The sequence below is a fragment of the Kitasatospora sp. MAP5-34 genome (assembly GCF_029894335.1).
Lineage (GTDB): Bacteria > Actinomycetota > Actinomycetes > Streptomycetales > Streptomycetaceae > Kitasatospora.
Genome location: NZ_JARXZC010000039.1, coordinates 1 through 16,826, shown reverse-complemented (window position 1 = coordinate 16,826; position 16,826 = coordinate 1). Strand labels below are relative to the sequence as shown.

Here is a 16,826-nt window from a genome sequence, read left to right as displayed (position 1 = left end):
GGATGACTAGCTGTGGGATGACTATCTGATCGTCAGATGGCCATGCCGTAGACAATGGTGAACAGGGTTCCGAGCGAACCGATGATGAACACGCCGGTCAGCCCGGCGATGATCAGCCCCTTGCCCTGTTCGGCGCTGAAGGTGTCCCGCATCGCGGTGGCGCCGATCCGCTGCTTGGCGGCGCCCCAGACCGCGATCGCGAGGCAACCGAGGATGGCTACGGCCATGACGACCTCCACCATCGTCCGAGCCGAGGAGCCCAGACTCGAGAACGGCCCCCAGTCCGGGGCGATCCCACCGATGATGGTGTCGATATTGGGTTTTGTGGGTGGGGTTGCGGCCAAGTGGCCGATCAGCTTGCTGTCCACGCTGCTCAAGTTCATTTCCATCTCACCGCCCGATCACGCAAATTCAAGGCCCCCCAGCACGGTTTCGCGAAGGGCCGGGACCTATTCTTGGCCAGATCTGATGTCGACTTGGCCACTTCTCGCGTATTGCTCGTGCGGTGTGGGACACGTACGACAGGATGTCCACCGTACGAAGGATACCGCTCACTCTTAGTATCAGCGATGATTGCTTTGAGCAACGCCTTCCAGAACGCTGACAACTGACGCCACGTCGGGATGGTGCTGATGGTACTCCGGAGGGCAGGCGCTGCCGCCGTCGCTGCAGGGGTGGCAGCCGTCGCTTTCACCGGCCTGCTCGGGGTCGGCACCTTCGCCGCGAGCGGCAGTTCCCCGGCCTCGGCCAACAATCTGGCCCTCTCCAGCGGGACGGTCCCCGCCCAGTACCAACCGTTGATCCAGAAATGGGGCACCCTCTGCCCCGACATCTCCCCGCCGATGCTCGCCGCCCAGCTGTACCAGGAAAGCGGCTTCGACCCGTCAGCCCGCAGCCCCGCCCAGGCCTACGGCATGGCGCAGTTCCTGACGGGCACCTGGGCTACGTACGGCGTCCGGGCCAGCGGCGACGGCAAGCAGCCCGACATCTGGGACCCTTCGGACGCCATCGCCTCCGCCGCCACCTACGACTGCGCGCTCGCCAAGGACGTCTCGGCCGTGCCCGGCGACAAGCAGGCCAACCTGCTGGCCGCCTACAACTCCGGGCCGTACGCGGTGATAAAGGCCGGCGGGATCCCCGCCTACACGGAGACGCAGGGCTACGTCCGCAACATCCAGTCGCTGGCCCGCAGCTTCACCGCCCCGACCACCTCCGTCGCACTCTCCCAGCAGTCCGCCGGCGCGATCTACTTCGCCCAGAACGTCCTCGGCACGCCGTACCTGTGGGGCGGCACGGGCACGTCCTCGGACGACGGCCGCTTCGACTGCTCGGGGCTCACCCAGGCCGCGTTCGCCAGCGTCGGCATCACGCTGCCCCGCGTCGCCAACGACCAGTGGTACGCCGGGCAGCACCCCTCGCGTGACCAGCTCCGCCCAGGCGACCTGGTCTTCTTCGCCAACGACCTGACCGACCCGCGCTCCATCCACCACGTCGGCATCTACGTCGGCGGCGGGTACATGATCGACGCCCCTCACACCGGCGCGGTGATCCGCTACGACACGATCGATCAGACGGGGTACATCGGCGCCACCCGGGTCACCTCCGACGGCGCACAGTCCCTGCCGGTACGCGGCGCGGACGGCACCATCACCACCTCCGGGACGGTCCCGGGTCAACCCGCCGCAAAGAGCTGACGGCTGCGGGTTCCGGTGGGGTGGCGAGGCGTGGCGGCAGTGTGCGAGTGGCGTGGACAGTCAGTCAAGTTTCGATAACAGCGAGTTTCTATGGAACCCTGTGTCCCGCAGGTGACGTTGTGTCCGGTGGTGCACGACGCGATGCAGGTCGTCATACGACTCATCGCGCGCAGGCACCGCTGACTTACTGAACCCACTGGCTTGACCACTGACCAATAACGATGAACCGCCGTTCGAACAGAGCGGACCAACAGGGAGGTGCGGCGTGTCGACGCTGCTTGCCGACACGTCCGGCCTGGATCTCAGCGTGCTCCGGGCCGTCAACGACCTGGCCAAGTCCTCCCCCGGCTGGCTGGACACCACGGTCTCGCTGATCGGCGAGTACGGCATCCTGCTCGGCCTGGCGGCCCTCTGCGCCGTCGGGTGGCTGCAGGCGCGCCGCAGCCCGGGCGGCCCCGTCGCCGTGGCCGCAGTGCTCTGGGCACCCCTCGCGGCCGCCGTCTGCGAGCTGGCCAACCTGCCGATCTCCTCGATCGTCGACCGGCCGCGCCCCTTCGTGGACCACCCCGGCCTGGACGTCCTGATCAGCGGCAAGGCCGGCACGCTGTCGTTCGTCAGCGACCACTCCGCCATGTCGATGGCCATCGCGATCGGCCTGTACCTGGCCAACCGGCGGCTCGGCCTGATCGCCGGTGTGCTCGCGCTGATGCAGGGCTTCTGCCGGATGTTCATGGGCGTCCACTACCCGACCGACGTCATCGGCGGCTACGCGCTGGCCGCCGCCGTGGTGCTGCTGCTCGCCCCGATCGCGATGGCCGTACTGGTACCGCTCTGCCACTCGCTGGCCCGGACGAAGTTCGGCCCGCTGCTGGTGGCCGCCACCCCGCAGACCACCGGCGGCCGCCGACGCGGCGCCGAACAGGGCCGCCGCCGACGCGGCACGGCCCGCCCCGACGAGCCCGCCCAGGACTCGGACCTCGCCGCCTGAGAGCCTCCGCGGGTAGGGGGGTCAGCCCTCCGGCACGTCCTGCCCCTCCTGGGCCAGGTGCTCGCTGGCGTCCCGCCGGGAGCGGTCGCGCGATCTGCGCCCGGGGGCGAACCAGCCGCAGCTGCAGGTAGCGAAGCAGAAGGAACCGCGCTCCTCGATCGTCACACGGTGAACGGACTCGGGGGCTGCGCCGGTGCGGACCGGCAGCTCGCTGTGCACGTGCGCCACCGTAGCCCGGTTCTCCCCCGGCGCACGACTAACTCCGCACGCCGGTCCCCGCGTAACCGTCCCCACCCCAACTCGTTTGAGGATCAAGCGCTCTGCCCACCCGGGGTGGTGGCTTGCCGGGCACAGGGCCCGAGGGGGTTGTCTCGATCGTGAAGAATCCGAAGAAGCCGGCGCAGCCGATGCCGCTCATGACACCGACGACGCCGGTGACGCCGGGCCTGAGCCGTCCGCTCGCGCCGCTGCCACGGGCCGCCCGTACCGCCACCGCCGTGGCCCTGCTGGCCGCCGCCCTCACCGCCTGCGGCGGCAGCGGCGCGAGCCGGCCGCAGAGCGTCTCGGCCGACCAGCTCTCGGCTGATCCGCTGACGGCCGTGCGCAACGCCGCCGACATCACCGGACGGACCGGATCGATCCACGCCAGCACTCAGCTGACCACCGAGGCCGGTGACAAGAAGGCCGCGTTCAGCGGCACCGGCGGGTACGACTACGTGAAGCGGATCGGCAAGCTGGAGGTCGACATCCCGCCGGGGGCGGCTACCACCGGCAAGATCACCGAGGTGGTCCTGCCCGGCATCGTCTACCTGCAGAACAGCGCGGCCAAGATCCCCGAGGGCAAGTGGGTCAAGCTGGACGTCCGTCAACTGCCCGACGGCAACCTGGTGAGCAGCGGCGCCACCGACCCGGCGAGCGCGACCGGCGCACTGCGCGGGGTGCAGAAGGCGGAGCTGGTCGCCAGCGAGTCGGCCGACGGTCTGGAGCTCAAGCACTACAAGGGCACCCTCGACCTGGCCAAGGCCGCCGACGCGACCGGTGGGCGCGGCGCGGACGGACTGCGGATGGCCGCCCAGACCTTCACCGTCAAGGAGATCCCGTACGAGGTCTGGCTCGACCAACAGGGCCGGGTGCACAAGGTGGTGGAGAACTTCGGCTTCGCCGGGGTGGCCGGCTCCAAGGACCCCAAGGACCAGGTCAAGGTGGTGTCGACGGTCACCCTCGCCGACTTCGGCAAGCCGGTCGACGCGGTCGAACCGACCGCCGACGAGCTGTACACGCTGCCGTCCTCGGCCCCGGCCACGGCGCCCGCCAAGTAGCCCGGCCGGGACCGCACCGGACCGACCGGCCACCGCGCCCGCCCCGGCTCCCGACCTGCCCCCAGCCGCAGCCGAAATAGTTCCTGCGGCGGCAGAGATGACCCGTCCGTGCCATGGGTCGCGGAGCGCCTGCTGCCTACGCTGGACCTGGGGGCCACTGCCCCGTTGCCGGGCACGGTCGGAGGGGGTGGTTGGCAGATGGTCGCATCCTCGGAAGCCCGCAGGGGCGCCCACGACCAGGCAGCGCTCGACGAGATCGAGCTGGCGGGCGAGCTGATGATCGCTGCGACCGCCAGCCCCGAGGAGCGGCTGGCCCCCGAGCGGATCGACCAGGTGCTGCTCGAGCACGGCCAGGACGATGACGCGCGTGACGCCGGTGAGGATGCGGGGAGCAGCGCGGAGACCGTCCCGGGGGACGCCCCGGGGACCGACGTCGGATCAGTCTGACCCGGTCTCAACCGCCCCCGACTGTTACCCCGTACGAGCGGCAGCGGTCGTAACCTGGGCACAGGGCGGGCCCAATCCGGCGGAGGTTCCGTCAGACTGAGGGCTTGCTCTGCACGCTGCCGTGCAGGCCCGGTTCATCGGTCTGCCCACCGTCCGGAAGGGGAACATCCGGTTCTACGGCGTCACCCCGTTTGCGTGGTTCGGGCGGAGTGCGCCTAGCATCGTTCAGTCCCTACCCCGCACATCGGAGATTTCCGTGCGTTTTAGCCTGACCCCGAAGGAGACGAGCTTCTACGACATGTTCGCCGCAGCCGCGGAGAACCTCGTCGTCGGATCGAAGCTCCTGCTGGAACTGCTGGGTTCAGACGTGTCCGGCCGCGCGGAGATCGTCGAGCGCATGCGCGCCGCCGAGCACGCTGGCGACGACACCACCCATGCGGTGTTCCACCAGCTGAACTCCTCCTTCATCACGCCCTTCGACCGCGAGGACATCTACAACCTCGCCTCGTCGCTGGACGACATCATGGACTTCATGGAGGAGGCGGTCGACCTGGTCGTGCTGTACGACATCCAGACCCTCCCCAAGGGCGTCGAGCAGCAGATCGAGGTGCTGGCCCGCGCCGCCGAGCTGACGGCCGAGGCGATGCCGAACCTGCGCAGCATGTCGAACCTCACCGAGTACTGGATCGAGATCAACCGGCTGGAGAACCAGGCGGACCAGATCCACCGCAAGCTGCTCGCCCACCTCTTCAGCGGCCAGTACGAGGCCATCGAGGTGCTGAAGCTCAAGCAGGTCGTGGACGTGCTCGAAGAGGCGGCCGACGCGTTCGAGCACGTCGCCAACACGGTGGAGACCATCGCCGTCAAGGAGTCCTGACCAGCGTGGACATGGCAGCACTCATCGCCGTCCTCGGTGTGGCGTTCTTCTTCACCTACACCAACGGCTTCCACGACTCGGCGAACGCCATCGCCACCTCGGTCTCCACCCGGGCACTGACCCCGAAGGCCGCGCTCGCGATGGCCGCCGTGATGAACCTGGCCGGTGCCTTCCTCGGCAGCGGCGTGGCGAGCACGGTGTCCAAGGGCCTGATCGACACGCCGCACGGCAGCCAGGGCATGGCGATCCTGTTCGGCGCGCTGGTCGGTGCGATCGTCTGGAACCTGGTCACCTGGTACTACGGCCTCCCGTCCTCCTCCTCGCACGCGCTCTTCGGCGGCCTGGTCGGAGCGGCCCTGGCCGGCGGCACCGGAGTGATCTGGCACGGCGTCATCGACAAGATCATCATCCCGATGTTCCTGTCGCCGGTCGTCGGCCTGGTGGTCGGCTACCTGGTGATGCTGGCCATCCTGTGGATCTTCCGCCGCGCCAACCCGCACAAGGCCAAGCGCAACTTCCGGGTCGCCCAGACCGCGTCGGCCGCCGCCATGGCCCTCGCGCACGGTCTGCAGGACGCCCAGAAGACCATGGGCATCGTCGTGATGGCCCTCACCATCTCGGGCCACCAGCACGGCAACGGCATCCCGATCTGGGTGAAGGTCTCCTGCGCGACCATGCTCTCGCTGGGCACCTACGCGGGTGGCTGGCGGATCATGCGGACGCTCGGCCGCAAGATCATCGAGCTGGACCCGCCGCAGGGCTTCGCTGCGGAGAGCACCGCCGCGACGGTCATGTACATCAGCTCGTACGTCTTCAAGGCCCCGATCTCCACCACCCACGTGATCACCTCCGCGATCATGGGTGTGGGCGCCACCAAGCGGGTCCGCGCGGTCCGCTGGGGCGTGGCCAAGAACATCGTCCTCGGCTGGTTCATCACCATGCCGGCTGCGGCGCTGGTCGCAGCGGCGATCTACTGGATCACCGACCTGATCTTCCTGTAGGCGTCACTGTTCACGCTTGGAGCAACCCGAACAGGGGCACGGGGAACTGCGCGCGCAACCGTCCACGTACGTCGCGCCCTGGTCGCACAGGTCCCCGCGCCCCCGAAGGTCCCAAAGAGCTGTCCGCAGGACAAATGGCAGGGCCCGCCCCCACGTCTCGGGGGCGGGCCCTTCTCATACTCCGCGGCGGCACCGCCATGCAGCGCCACGGAGTAGCACCGGGGGTGTTTAGCCGAAGCGGCCCGAGATGTAGTCCTCGGTGGCCTGCACGGACGGGTTGGAGAAGATCCGCTGGGTGTCGTCCAGCTCGACCAGCTTGCCGGGCTGGCCGACGCCGGCCAGGTTGAAGAAGGCGGTACGGTCGCTGACGCGGGCCGCCTGCTGCATGTTGTGCGTCACGATCACGATGGTGAACTGCGACTTCAGCTCGCCGATCAGGTCCTCGATGGCGAGGGTGGAGATCGGGTCGAGGGCCGAGCAGGGCTCGTCCATCAGCAGCACCTGGGGCTCGACCGCGATGGCGCGGGCGATGCAGAGCCGCTGCTGCTGACCACCGGAGAGGCCGGCGCCCGGCTTGTTCAGCCGGTCCTTGACCTCGTTCCAGAGGTTGGCGCCCTTGAGCGACTTCTCGACCACGCCCTCCAGCACGGACTTCTTCTTCACACCGGCCAGCCGCAGCCCGGCCGCGACGTTGTCGAAGATCGACATGGTCGGGAAGGGGTTCGGGCGCTGGAAGACCATGCCGACGGTGCGGCGGACGGCGACCGGGTCGACGGCGGAGCCGTACAGGTTCTCGTCGTCCAGCATCACCTTGCCCTCGACCCGGGCGCCGGGGATCACCTCGTGCATCCGGTTCAGGGTGCGCAGGAAGGTGGACTTGCCGCAGCCGGACGGGCCGATGAAGGCCGTGACCGAGCGGGGTTCGACGGTCATCGAGATGTCCTCGATGGCCTTGGTGGAGCCGTAGTAGGCAGACAGTCCGCTGACGTCGATGCGCTTTGCCATGATCCTTCGTCTTCTCTCGCCCGCGGCGGAGCCGCTGATGAATACTTCGGTCGTACGTCAGTCGGTGTCGTCAGTGTCCGGCCTTGGGCGAGCGCCAGCGTGCGATGCCCCGGGCGATGAGGTTGAGCCCCATCACGAAGGCGATCAGCACCAGCGCCGCACCCCAGGCACGGGCGTAGCCGAAGGAGTTGTTGACCGAGGCGTACTGCTGCCAGATGAAGAGCGGCAGGGACTGCTGCGGGCCGTTGAACGGGTCGGTGTTGATCGCGTCGGCGCCGAAGACCAGCATCAGCACCGGGGCGGTCTCACCGGCGATACGTGCCACCGCGAGCATCACGCCGGTGGTGATGCCACCGATCGCGGTCGGCAGGACGATCCGCAGGATGGTCTTCCACTTCGGCACGCCGAGGGCGTACGAGGCTTCCCGCAACTCGTTCGGGACGAGCTTGAGCATCTCCTCGGTCGAGCGTACGACAACCGGCATCATCAGGATGGCGAGCGCGAGGCTGCCGGAGAAGCCGGAGAAGGCGAAGCCGAGGAGGATGTTCCAGACCGAGAGGACGAACAGACCGGCGACGATCGACGGGATACCCGTCATCACGTCGACGAAGAAGGTGACGACCTTCGCCAGTCGGCCCCGGCCGTACTCGACCAGGTAGACGGCGGTCATCAGACCGACCGGGGCGGCCATCGCGGTGGCCAGGCCGACCTGCTCCAGCGTGCCGATCAGCGCGTGGTAGATACCGCCGCCGGGGCCGGATTGGATCACGTTGCGCATCGAGTGCGAGAGGAAGTTGCCGTCCACGACGCCGGCGCCCTGCTGGACCGTGTAGACCGTCAGCGAGATCAGCGGGACGACCGCGATGACGAAGGCGACCCAGACCAGCGAAGTGGCGAACCGGTCCTTGGCCTGGCGGCGGCCCTCGACCCAGGCTGAGAGGCCGTAGCTGATCGCCAGGAACAGCAGGCCGGCGATCAGACCCCACTGGATGTGGCTGGCGAGTCCGGCGCCCGCGCCGATCGCGCAACCGAGCGCCACGGAGAGGACGGCGACTCCGGCCGGAGCCCACTTGGGCAGCCGGGCGGTGGTCAGGTTCTGGCGCAGCTGCGGCACGATCGGCGCGTCAGCAGTGGTCACGGCGCTCATGCGTTGGCCCCCGAGTACTCCTTGCGACGCGCGATGATCAGTCGGGCGGCGCCGTTCACCAGCAAGGTGATCACGAACAGGACGAGGCCGGAGGCCATCAGGGCGTCCCGGCCGAACGGCATCGCCTCGCCGAACTTCAGCGCGATGTTCTGGGCGAAGGTGCCGCCGCCCAGGTCGAGCACGTGCAGCGAGAGGACGCTGCTGGTCGAGAGCACGGTGGCGACGGCGATGGTCTCACCGAGCGCGCGGCCCAGACCGAGCATCGAGGCCGAGATGATGCCGGGCCGTCCGAACGGCAGGACAGCGGTACGGATCATCTCCCAGCGGGTCGCGCCGAGAGCGAGAGCCGCCTCCTCGTGCGCCCGAGGGACCTGGCGGAACACCTCGCGGGTGACTGCGGTGATGATCGGCAGAATCATGATCGCCAGCAGGACACCGACCGTGAACAGGTTGCGCGGGGTGACACCCAGCTGCGTCTGCTTGAAGACGAAGGTCCAGCCGAGGTACTGGTCCATCCAGGCGGTCAGTCCGGCCATGTGCGGAACCAGGAAGAGCGCCCCCCACAGGCCGTACACGATGCTGGGGACGGCTGCCAGCAGGTCCACCAGGTAGGCGAACGGCTGGGCGATCCGGCGCGGCGCGTAGTGCGAGATGAAGAGCGCGATGCCGATGGCGACCGGGACGGCGATCGCCATCGCGATGACCGCGCTGACGACGGTGCCGAACGCCAGGACGGCGATACCGAAGACGGGCTTGGCCGCGTCCGGGGTCCACTCGAAGGTGGTGAGGAAGTTGGCCTGGTCCTTGCTGATGGCGAGCCAGGACCGGTAGGCCAGGAACCCCGCGATGGCGGCCATGATGACCAGCAGCAGGATGCCCGAGCCCCGGGAGAGGTTGAAGAAGATGCTGTCGCCGCGCCGACTGTCGGATCGGCTGCGGCGGACCCTGCCTTCGGACTCGGCAGGCGGGGATGAAGTCATGGTGGTCTACTCCGGTCTGGTGGCGCTGCCCTGCAGGAGGGCGGCACCATGGCGGCGGTGCCCCGGACTTGTGCTCGGAATGGCCCCGGCAGAGCGGCCCCGCCCCCCTTCGGGGGCCGCTCTGCCGGTCGTTCAGTTGGTCCTGCGGTTCAAGCGGTACTGCGGTTCAGCGTGTGGTGCGTGTGGAGCGGGATCAGGCGAGGGTCGGGATGACGGCCTGCACCTTGGAGGCGAGCTCCTTGGGGAGCGGGACGTAGCCCTTGTCGCCGATGGCCTGCTGGCCGGCGTCGCTGATCGTGTAGGTCAGGAAGGACTTCAGGGTGTCCAGCGTCGCGGGGTTGTTGCCCTTGTCGCAGACGATCTCGTACGTGACCAGGACGATCGGGTAGGCACCCTCGGCCTTGGTCGCGTAGTCCAGGCTGAGCGACAGGTCGCTGCCGGTGCCGACGATCTTCGCGTTGGCGAAGGTGGTCGCGGCGTTGGCGGCGGTGGCGTCGACCGGCTTGGTGGCGCCGGTGGCGATCGAGGCGCTGGTCAGGTTGTTGATCTGGGCGTAGGAGAGCTCGACGTAGCCGATCGAGTTCTTGACCTGCTTGATCTGCGCGGAGACACCGGCGCTCAGCGAAGCGGACTGGCCGCCCGTGCCCGCCCAGGTCTTGCTCGGGGCGTGGGTCCAGTTGCCGCCGCCGGCCTTGGAGAGGTAGGTGGTGAAGTTCTGGGTGGTGCCCGAGTCGTCAGAGCGGTGGATCGCCTGGATGGGCGCCGACGGGAGGGTGACGCCCGGGTTCAGGGCGGCGATGGCCGGGTCGTTCCAGGTGGTGATCTTCGAGTCGAAGATCTTCGCGATGGTCGGACCGTCCAGGACGAGGTTCTTCACACCGTCCACGTTGAAGACGACCGAGACCAGACCGGCGACCATCGGCAGGTCGATGCCCTGGCCGGTCTTGCAGACCGCCTTGGACGCGTCGACCTCGGTGGGCTTCAGCGCCGAGTCGGAACCGGCGAATGCGACCTTGCCCTGGTTGAACTGCTGGACACCGGCACCCGAGCCGCCGCCACCGTAGGTGATCGTGGTGCTGGAGCAGGCGCTGCCGTAGGCGGCCTTCCAGACGTCGATCGCGTTGCCCTGCGCGGTGGAGCCCGAGGCGAGCAGCTGGCCGCCCTTGCCACAGGCGATCGCGGCGGAGGCGGACCCGGCGGAGCTGCCCGAGGGCGTCGGGGCGGGGTTGTTGTCGGAGCCGCAGGCAGCGAGCGACAGCGAGCTGACGAGCGCCATGGCACCGATTGCGAGGGCCTTGGTGCGGCCGTTCCGCTGGAGCTTCACAGGGTGTCCCTTTCTGTGGCACAACCCGCGCACGGCCCGGGCCGGAAGTGGCTCGGTAGCGCAGGTCTTGCTGTGGTCCGGGGCCTGTGCGGCCCGCCGGTAACCCCGAAGTTAGGCGGGGTAAGTGACACGTCAGCCGGTCGCAAATGAACGGAGGGTGAACCTCGGACGGATGGCAGGAAACTACCCTCGGTAGTAACGGTTGCGTCACAGGCAGGGCGCGGCAAGGTCACTCGGAACCGGGCCGCAACCCGACCTGGCAATAGGTCGGTCAAGTGACAACCCCGTCAGGCGACCAGATCGGCCGGCCCGCCGACCAGGTGACAGGTGACAAGTGACAGGTGAGCCGGCCGGATAACAGGTCATGTGGCCAGTCAGCCGGAAACCCGGTCGGGCAGCAACTCCAGGAGCGCGTCCACCAGCTCCCGGTCCCGCTCATGGGTCAGCAGAGCGCGGGCCTTCTTCGGCGAGAGCCACTCCAGCCGGTCCACCTCACGGTTGGGGATGAAGCAGCCGCCGGTCGGCACCGCCGCCCAGTAGCGGACCTCCTTCGGCCGCCCCTGCGCCAGGTAGTGCTGGGCGGGCAGCTCCTCCCCCAGTACGCAGCTGAACCCGGTCTCCTCCCGGACCTCGCGCAGCGCGGCTTCCTGCCAGCCCTCGCCCGGGTCGAGCTTGCCCTTGGGCAGGCTCCAGTCGTCGTACTTGGGACGGTGGATCAACGCCAGCCGGGGCTTCTTCCGCCCCACCCCGCGCTTCTTCGGCGGCCCGGGCACCCAGAGCACCGCCCCCGCCGCCAGGACGGTCTGCCCGCGCCGGATCGCCTTGGACACCTTCGGCCCCTTCGACCTCTTCGACCGGTTGCCGACGCCCTTCGTACCGAGCTTCGGACCGCGCTTCGTACCGTTCGAGCGCTGCGGTGCGCTCAGGCGGTTGCCCATTCATGCCATCCGTGGTGCGGGAGGTTCGGCCACTGGCGGCCGAAGGCGTACCGTGCCGCCTCCACCTCAAGTCGCTGATCAGCATGCACCACACCGAGTACGTAGGCCGTCGCCGGGGTGATCCGGGGCGTCCGCGCCGCCGTGGCGACGGTCACGGCCGCGTCGGCGGCCTCCTGGTGCCGGTCGAGCGTCCGGTCCAGCAGGTCCAGTTCCTCCGACGGCGCGCCGCAGACCTCCAGCGCGTACCGGGCCCGCTTGACCAGGATCCGTACCCGGTGCCACGGGGCGTCGTCCGCCGCCACCACGGTGTCGGCGTCGACCCCCTGGGCCCGGGCGGCGGGCCGGACGGGGCTCTCGGGTCCCCGGGCCGACGGCAGCAAGGGCTGCGGGGCCTGCGGCGCGCCGAGCCGGTGCAGGCCCTCCCCGCCGTACGGGGTCGCGGCCCGCAGCAGCGGCAGCTGGTGGGCCCCGGCGGTGAGCGCGGTGAGCGCGGCGGCGGCCTGCGGCAGCAGGACCTCACCGTCCTGGGCGACGGCCGACGGGAGCAGCGGGACATCACTGGCCAGCAGCGTCATCCGGTCGGCCAACGCGTGCAGCCGGGCCGACCGCAGCTCCTGCAGCAGAGCGGTGTGCGCCCGGGTGCGCGCCAGCGTGAGCTGGCGTTCCAGCAGCGCGCGGGCCTTCGGCGCGCCGGTGTGCCCGGCCAGCATGCCGGGCCCGGCGGGGTCGGTCTCACTCAGCGAGTCCAGCGCCGCCAGCAGCCGGACCGACCGCCGCAGGTACGCGGGCTCCTGCGCGAGCAGGTCGAGCAGCCAGCGCAGCTCCGTCCGGGTCTCCTCGGCCCACCCGCAGTCGAAGGCCGCCGCGAAGGTGTGCAGGGCCCCGCCGATCCGCCGGACGCACCGCAGCAGCTCCGCCGTGCCAGCCGCACCGGACCCGGCCGCCACCGAACGCTCGCCCGGTCTCGAACCTGCCTCCCCCACCGCCTGCGGCAGGGCGCGCAGGAACGCGCCCGCCTGGGCGGTGAGGTGACCGGAGAGGACCTCCCCGACGGTACCCGCGCTGGTGGCGCCGGCGCTGGCCGCTGTCCGAGCCGTCATCGGCACATCGGTCATGACTGGAAATCCTCGTCCCCCGAGGGCCGTCCCCCGGGAGCCGTTTCCCGGGGCTGATGGCCGACTACTGGTGGGTGGTGTACAGCGGGTCTGGTTCAGCTGGGTGGTGCTCGGCCGGTCCTGCTCGGCCGGTCCTGCTCAGCGGGATGGCACTCCGCGGGATGGCGCTCAGCGTGGGGTGACGGAGCTGCGCCGGCGTAGCCGGGAGGCGATGAGCAGTTCCTGCACATCGCGCAGCCGTCTGCCGTCGGCGTCCTGGGAGTGCCTGGTCCAGCTGCCGTCGGCGCCCAGGTGCCAGGACTCGGTCTCGTCCGACATGCCGAGATCGATCAGGTCGGTGAGTTCGGTGCGGTGGCCCGGGTCACTGACCCGGACGAGGGCCTCGATCCGGCGGTCCAGGTTGCGGTGCATCATGTCCGCGCTGCCGAACCAGACTTCGGGTTCGCCGCCGTTGCCGAAGACGAAGATCCGCGAGTGCTCCAGGAAGCGCCCCAGCACGCTGCGCACCCGGATGTTCTCGCTCAGCCCCGGCACGCCGGGCCGGATCGCGCAGATGCCGCGCACCCACACGTCGACCGGCACGCCCGCCTGGGAGGCCCGGTAGAGCGCGTCGATCAGCTGCTCGTCCACGATCGAGTTGAGCTTGAGCTTCACGAACGCGGGCCGGCCCGCCCGGTGGTGCGCGATCTCGCCGTGGATCCGGCTGACCAAGCCGTCCCGCAGGCCGCGCGGGGCGGTCAGCAGGCGCCGGTAGGACTCGCGGCGCGAGTAGCCGGAGAGCCGGTTGAACAGGTCCGACAGGTCGGCCCCGACCTGCGGGTCCGCCGTCAGCAACCCGATGTCCTCGTAGAGCCGGGCCGTCTTCGGGTGGTAGTTGCCGGTACCCACGTGCGCGTACCGGCGCAGGGTGTCGCCCTCCTGACGGACCACCAGCGAGAGCTTGGAGTGCGTCTTCAGCCCGACCAGCCCGTAGACGACGTGGCAGCCCGCCTCCTCCAGCTTGCGGGCCCACTTGATGTTGGCCTGCTCGTCGAAGCGCGCCTTGATCTCGACCAGCACCAGCACCTGCTTGCCGGACTCGGCCGCGTCGATCAGCGCGTCCACGATCGGCGAGTCACCGGAGGTCCGGTACAGCGTCTGCTTGATCGCCAGCACGTCCGGGTCCGACGCGGCCTGCTCCAGGAAGGCCAGCACGGAGGTGGAGAAACTGTCGTACGGGTGGTGCAGCAGCACGTCCCGCTCACGCATCGCAGCGAAGATGTCCGGCTGCGAGGCCGACTCGACGTCGGTCAGCCCGCGCGCGGTGCCCGCCACGAACTTGGCGTACTTCAGCTCCGGCCGGTCCAGCCCGGCGATGCCGAACAGCCCGGTCAGGTCCAGCGGGCCGGGCAGCGGGAAGACCTCCGCCTCGGTGATGTTCAACTCCCGGATCAGCAGGTCCAGGATGTACGGGTCGATCGACTCCTCGACCTCCAGGCGCACCGGCGGGCCGAAGCGCCGCCGCATCAGCTCCTTCTCCAGCGCCTTGAGGATGTTCTCGGTGTCGTCCTCCTCCACCTCCAGATCCTCGTTACGAGTGACCCGGAAGGCGTGATGGGCCAGCACCTCCATGCCCGGGAACAGCTCCTCCAGGTGCGCCCCCATCACGTCCTCCAGCGGGACGTACCGCTGTGGCGACGCCTCCAGGAAGCGGGCCAGCGACTGCGGGACCTTCACGCGCGCGAAGTGCTTGTGCCCGGAGACGGGGTTGCGGACCACCACGGCCAGGTTGAGGCTCAGGCCCGAGATGTAGGGGAAGGGGTGCGCCGGGTCTACCGCGAGCGGGGTCAGCACAGGAAAGATCTTCTGCCGGAAGAGGGTGTGCAGGCGTGCCTGCTCCTTCTCCGACAACTCGGACCAGCGGACCAGCTCGATCCCCTCGGTGGCGAGATCGAGCAGCACCTCGTGCTGGAAGGCCGCCGCGTGCCGGGCCATCAGCTCGCGCGAACGGGTCCATATCTGGTCCAGCACCTCGCGCGGCTGCAGCCCGGACGCGGAACGCTGGGCAACACCCGTCGCGATCCGGCGCTTCAGGCCGGCGACCCGGACCATGAAGAACTCGTCCAGGTTGCTCGCGAAGATGGCGAGGAACTTGGTCCGTTCGAGCAGCGGGATCTGCGGGTCCTCCGCCAGCTCCAACACCCGCTCGTTGAAGGCGAGCCAGCTGCGCTCCCGGTCGAGGAAGCGCCCGTCGGGCAGCTCCGAACCGGGGTCCTGATCGGCGTCGGTACCGGCCGTACCGGCCATGGAGACCGTGGCGAGCTCGTCGCGGGTCAGCGCGGGCGGTACCGCTGCCGACAGCCGGTTCGGCGCGGGCAGCGGGGCGGGGCGGGGGATGCTCATGGGTTCCAGCTCCTCCAGCAGGACGATGTCCGGACGGTGCTCACCGCTCGCTCGGCGCGCGCCGCTTCCGGCCTGCGCACCGGCCGCGCTGGGGCTTGGCGCTACGGACGTCATCCTGTGATCTTCGCGGCGGCAATTTAATCCACGGTAAACACCGCATGGCCAGGAGGAAAGCTGAGGCGGTCACCCCCGTGGTCGGACCTACTGCTCCGCCGCCTGCTCAGCTGTCTGCTCGGCTGTCTGCTCAGCCGTTCACTCGGCTGTCTGCTCGGCCGTTCGGTGTCCCGAGACGCGGTACATCAGATCCACCTCGTGGATGGTGAAGCCCAACCGTTCGTACACCCGTACAGCGGCCGAATTGTCGGCGTCCACGTAGAGGAGGACCGTCTCCAGCTTGCGCTCCTCGGCCAGGTGCCGCAGGCCGATCGCCGTCAGCGCCCGGCCGAGCCCGTTGCCCTGCTCCGCCGGGTCGACCCCGACGACGTACACCTCGCCGAGACCCTCCGGGTGCACCTTCGTCCAGTGGAACCCGACGATCCGCTCATCCCTGATTGCCAGGAAGAAACCCGCCGGATCGAACCACGGCTCGGCCAGCCGGTCGGCGAGGTCCTGCTCCGTCCAGGCCCCCTGCTCCGGGTGGTGGGCGAAGGCGAGCGCGTTCAACCTGAGCCACTCGGCCCCGTCGCGCCCGGGACGGAACGTGCGGACGGTGACGCCCTCCGGCAGCACCGGTTGCTCGGTCGTGTCGGCTGCCCCGACCGTGCGGCGCATCTGCCGCAGCTCGCGCACCAGCTCGGCGCCGTAGGCGTCGGCGAGGTGGCGGGCGGCCGGGTGGCCGCCGTGGGCCCAGAACTCGACGGCGAAGTCGAGGTCGTCGGCGTCATTGCTGTCATTGCTGTCATTGCCTTGCTTGGCGGCCGAGGCTTCGGCGAGCACTGCGTGGACGAGCAGTCGGCCGAAGCCGGCGCCCCGGTGGCCGGGCGCGACCGCCAGCTCGGCTGTCCCCGCCCTGCCCGCTGCCGGAACCTCCAGCTGCGCGTACCCGACGTCCTCATGCCCACCCCCCGCCGGGGTGACGACCGACTGCAGCAGATGGACGACCCCCGCCCGGGGCAGCGGCGCCTTCAGCCGGAGTCGTCCCTGCTCCGACACCGCCTGCCGACCGTCCTCGACGGCTGCGGCCCCCAGGATCTCGGCGGCCGCACGGGACTCGCCCTCCGACAGGACGGGGGAGGCGATCACCAGACTGTCCACCTGCCCCAGGCTGACCGAACGGGATCGACGGGGCTGGGGGCTCGGGCTGGCGTTAGCAGTCATGTCTCGACCTTACGTCGCGTCAGGTCGGGCTGTGAGGCGCTTGCGCCGCACAACTTGAGCCGCACAGCCGGTCCGGGCATACGCCGGCTGCGACCGGAGTGACGTGAACAGCCGACGGCATTCGGTCAGCATTCGGCCGGCCCAAGCGGGTCCATCCGGAATGAATTGGTCCGGATATGCAAATGACCCCCCATCCATTCCCGGATGAGGGGTCATTTGTGAATGATTGTTCGGCGGCGTCCTACTCTCCCACAGGGTCCCCCCTGCAGTACCATCGGCGCTACGAGGCTTA

Annotated in this window: 16 protein-coding genes; 6 read left to right on the top strand and 10 right to left on the bottom strand. The window is 69.5% G+C overall.

What is annotated here, in order from left to right:
• Positions 1–32: 32 nt before the first annotated feature.
• A complete protein-coding gene (locus P3T29_RS26190) occupies positions 33–383 on the bottom strand; it encodes a hypothetical protein (RefSeq protein ID WP_280719097.1) in 351 nt (116 codons plus the stop codon).
• 249 nt (positions 384–632) lie between these two features.
• On the opposite strand from P3T29_RS26190, the gene P3T29_RS26185 reads away from it, so the two are divergent.
• Together P3T29_RS26185 and P3T29_RS26180 are read left to right on the top strand one after the other, a co-directional pair.
• Positions 633–1,694: a bifunctional lytic transglycosylase/C40 family peptidase gene (locus P3T29_RS26185; RefSeq protein ID WP_280719096.1), complete on the top strand. Its 1,062-nt coding sequence runs from the start codon at positions 633–635 to the stop codon at positions 1,692–1,694.
• Positions 1,695–1,959: 265 nt separating this feature from the next.
• The gene (locus P3T29_RS26180; RefSeq protein WP_280719095.1) at positions 1,960–2,682 is read left to right on the top strand and encodes a phosphatase PAP2 family protein; all 723 of its coding nucleotides are present in this window, start codon (positions 1,960–1,962) and stop codon (positions 2,680–2,682) included.
• A 21-nt stretch (positions 2,683–2,703) separates the two neighbouring features.
• On the opposite strand, the gene P3T29_RS26175 is transcribed toward P3T29_RS26180, so the two are convergent.
• On the bottom strand, positions 2,704–2,889 hold the full coding sequence (locus P3T29_RS26175; RefSeq protein WP_280719153.1) for a hypothetical protein: 186 nt from the start codon (positions 2,887–2,889) through the stop codon (positions 2,704–2,706).
• Between the two features lie 209 nt (positions 2,890–3,098).
• On the opposite strand from P3T29_RS26175, the gene P3T29_RS26170 reads away from it, so the two are divergent.
• The 4 genes from P3T29_RS26170 (at position 3,099) to P3T29_RS26155 (ending at position 6,326) form a co-directional block, all read left to right on the top strand.
• A complete protein-coding gene (locus tag P3T29_RS26170; protein ID WP_280719094.1) occupies positions 3,099–4,001 on the top strand; it encodes a hypothetical protein in 903 nt (300 codons plus the stop codon).
• A 198-nt stretch (positions 4,002–4,199) separates the two neighbouring features.
• The gene (locus P3T29_RS26165; protein WP_280719093.1) at positions 4,200–4,448 is read left to right on the top strand and encodes a hypothetical protein; all 249 of its coding nucleotides are present in this window, start codon (positions 4,200–4,202) and stop codon (positions 4,446–4,448) included.
• A gap of 256 nt (positions 4,449–4,704) precedes the next feature.
• The gene (locus P3T29_RS26160) at positions 4,705–5,325 is read left to right on the top strand and encodes a DUF47 family protein (RefSeq protein ID WP_280719092.1); all 621 of its coding nucleotides are present in this window, start codon (positions 4,705–4,707) and stop codon (positions 5,323–5,325) included.
• A 5-nt stretch (positions 5,326–5,330) separates the two neighbouring features.
• Positions 5,331–6,326, top strand: a complete 996-nt coding sequence (locus P3T29_RS26155; RefSeq protein ID WP_280719091.1) for an inorganic phosphate transporter — start codon at positions 5,331–5,333, stop codon at positions 6,324–6,326.
• A 228-nt stretch (positions 6,327–6,554) separates the two neighbouring features.
• Here P3T29_RS26155 and pstB read toward each other — a convergent pair whose 3' ends face one another.
• From pstB to mshD, 8 genes are all read right to left on the bottom strand, one after another.
• Entirely contained in the window at positions 6,555–7,331 is a 777-nt protein-coding gene (gene pstB / locus P3T29_RS26150; RefSeq protein WP_280719090.1) for a phosphate ABC transporter ATP-binding protein PstB, read from the bottom strand.
• A 70-nt stretch (positions 7,332–7,401) separates the two neighbouring features.
• Complete coding sequence (gene pstA, locus P3T29_RS26145; protein WP_280719089.1) at positions 7,402–8,478, bottom strand: phosphate ABC transporter permease PstA; 1,077 nt, start codon at positions 8,476–8,478, stop codon at positions 7,402–7,404.
• Positions 8,475–9,458 (bottom strand): phosphate ABC transporter permease subunit PstC, encoded by a 984-nt coding sequence (gene pstC, locus P3T29_RS26140; protein ID WP_280719088.1) that lies wholly within the window; start codon positions 9,456–9,458, stop codon positions 8,475–8,477. The genes pstA and pstC overlap by 4 nt, the downstream gene beginning before the upstream one ends.
• Positions 9,459–9,651: 193 nt before the next feature.
• On the bottom strand, positions 9,652–10,782 hold the full coding sequence (pstS, locus tag P3T29_RS26135) for a phosphate ABC transporter substrate-binding protein PstS (protein WP_280719087.1): 1,131 nt from the start codon (positions 10,780–10,782) through the stop codon (positions 9,652–9,654).
• A gap of 374 nt (positions 10,783–11,156) precedes the next feature.
• Positions 11,157–11,564 carry an NUDIX hydrolase gene (locus tag P3T29_RS26130; RefSeq protein WP_280719152.1) on the bottom strand — a complete coding sequence of 136 codons (408 nt, stop codon included), beginning with the start codon at positions 11,562–11,564 and terminating at the stop codon, positions 11,157–11,159.
• Positions 11,565–11,704: 140 nt separating this feature from the next.
• Positions 11,705–12,835 (bottom strand): CHAD domain-containing protein, encoded by a 1,131-nt coding sequence (locus P3T29_RS26125; RefSeq protein WP_280719086.1) that lies wholly within the window; start codon positions 12,833–12,835, stop codon positions 11,705–11,707.
• Positions 12,836–13,003: 168 nt separating this feature from the next.
• On the bottom strand, positions 13,004–15,217 hold the full coding sequence (locus P3T29_RS26120) for an RNA degradosome polyphosphate kinase (RefSeq protein ID WP_280719085.1): 2,214 nt from the start codon (positions 15,215–15,217) through the stop codon (positions 13,004–13,006).
• Between the two features lie 252 nt (positions 15,218–15,469).
• The gene (mshD, locus tag P3T29_RS26115) at positions 15,470–16,534 is read right to left on the bottom strand and encodes a mycothiol synthase (protein ID WP_280719084.1); all 1,065 of its coding nucleotides are present in this window, start codon (positions 16,532–16,534) and stop codon (positions 15,470–15,472) included.
• Between the last annotated feature and the right edge of the window lie 292 nt (positions 16,535–16,826).

What these genes read in the sequence shown, in the direction of transcription:
- P3T29_RS26190 (WP_280719097.1), bottom strand. Translation starts at nt 383, where the DNA reads ATGAACTTGAGCAGCGTGGACAGCAAGCTGATCGGCCACTTGGCCGCA.
- P3T29_RS26185 (WP_280719096.1), top strand. Translation starts at nt 633, where the DNA reads ATGGTACTCCGGAGGGCAGGCGCTGCCGCCGTCGCTGCAGGGGTGGCA.
- P3T29_RS26170 (WP_280719094.1), top strand. Translation starts at nt 3,099, where the DNA reads ATGACACCGACGACGCCGGTGACGCCGGGCCTGAGCCGTCCGCTCGCG.
- P3T29_RS26165 (WP_280719093.1), top strand. Translation starts at nt 4,200, where the DNA reads ATGGTCGCATCCTCGGAAGCCCGCAGGGGCGCCCACGACCAGGCAGCG.
- pstB (WP_280719090.1), bottom strand. Translation starts at nt 7,331, where the DNA reads ATGGCAAAGCGCATCGACGTCAGCGGACTGTCTGCCTACTACGGCTCC.
- pstA (WP_280719089.1), bottom strand. Translation starts at nt 8,478, where the DNA reads ATGAGCGCCGTGACCACTGCTGACGCGCCGATCGTGCCGCAGCTGCGC.
- pstC (WP_280719088.1), bottom strand. Translation starts at nt 9,458, where the DNA reads ATGACTTCATCCCCGCCTGCCGAGTCCGAAGGCAGGGTCCGCCGCAGC.
- P3T29_RS26125 (WP_280719086.1), bottom strand. Translation starts at nt 12,835, where the DNA reads ATGACCGATGTGCCGATGACGGCTCGGACAGCGGCCAGCGCCGGCGCC.
- P3T29_RS26120 (WP_280719085.1), bottom strand. Translation starts at nt 15,217, where the DNA reads ATGAGCATCCCCCGCCCCGCCCCGCTGCCCGCGCCGAACCGGCTGTCG.
- mshD (WP_280719084.1), bottom strand. Translation starts at nt 16,534, where the DNA reads ATGACTGCTAACGCCAGCCCGAGCCCCCAGCCCCGTCGATCCCGTTCG.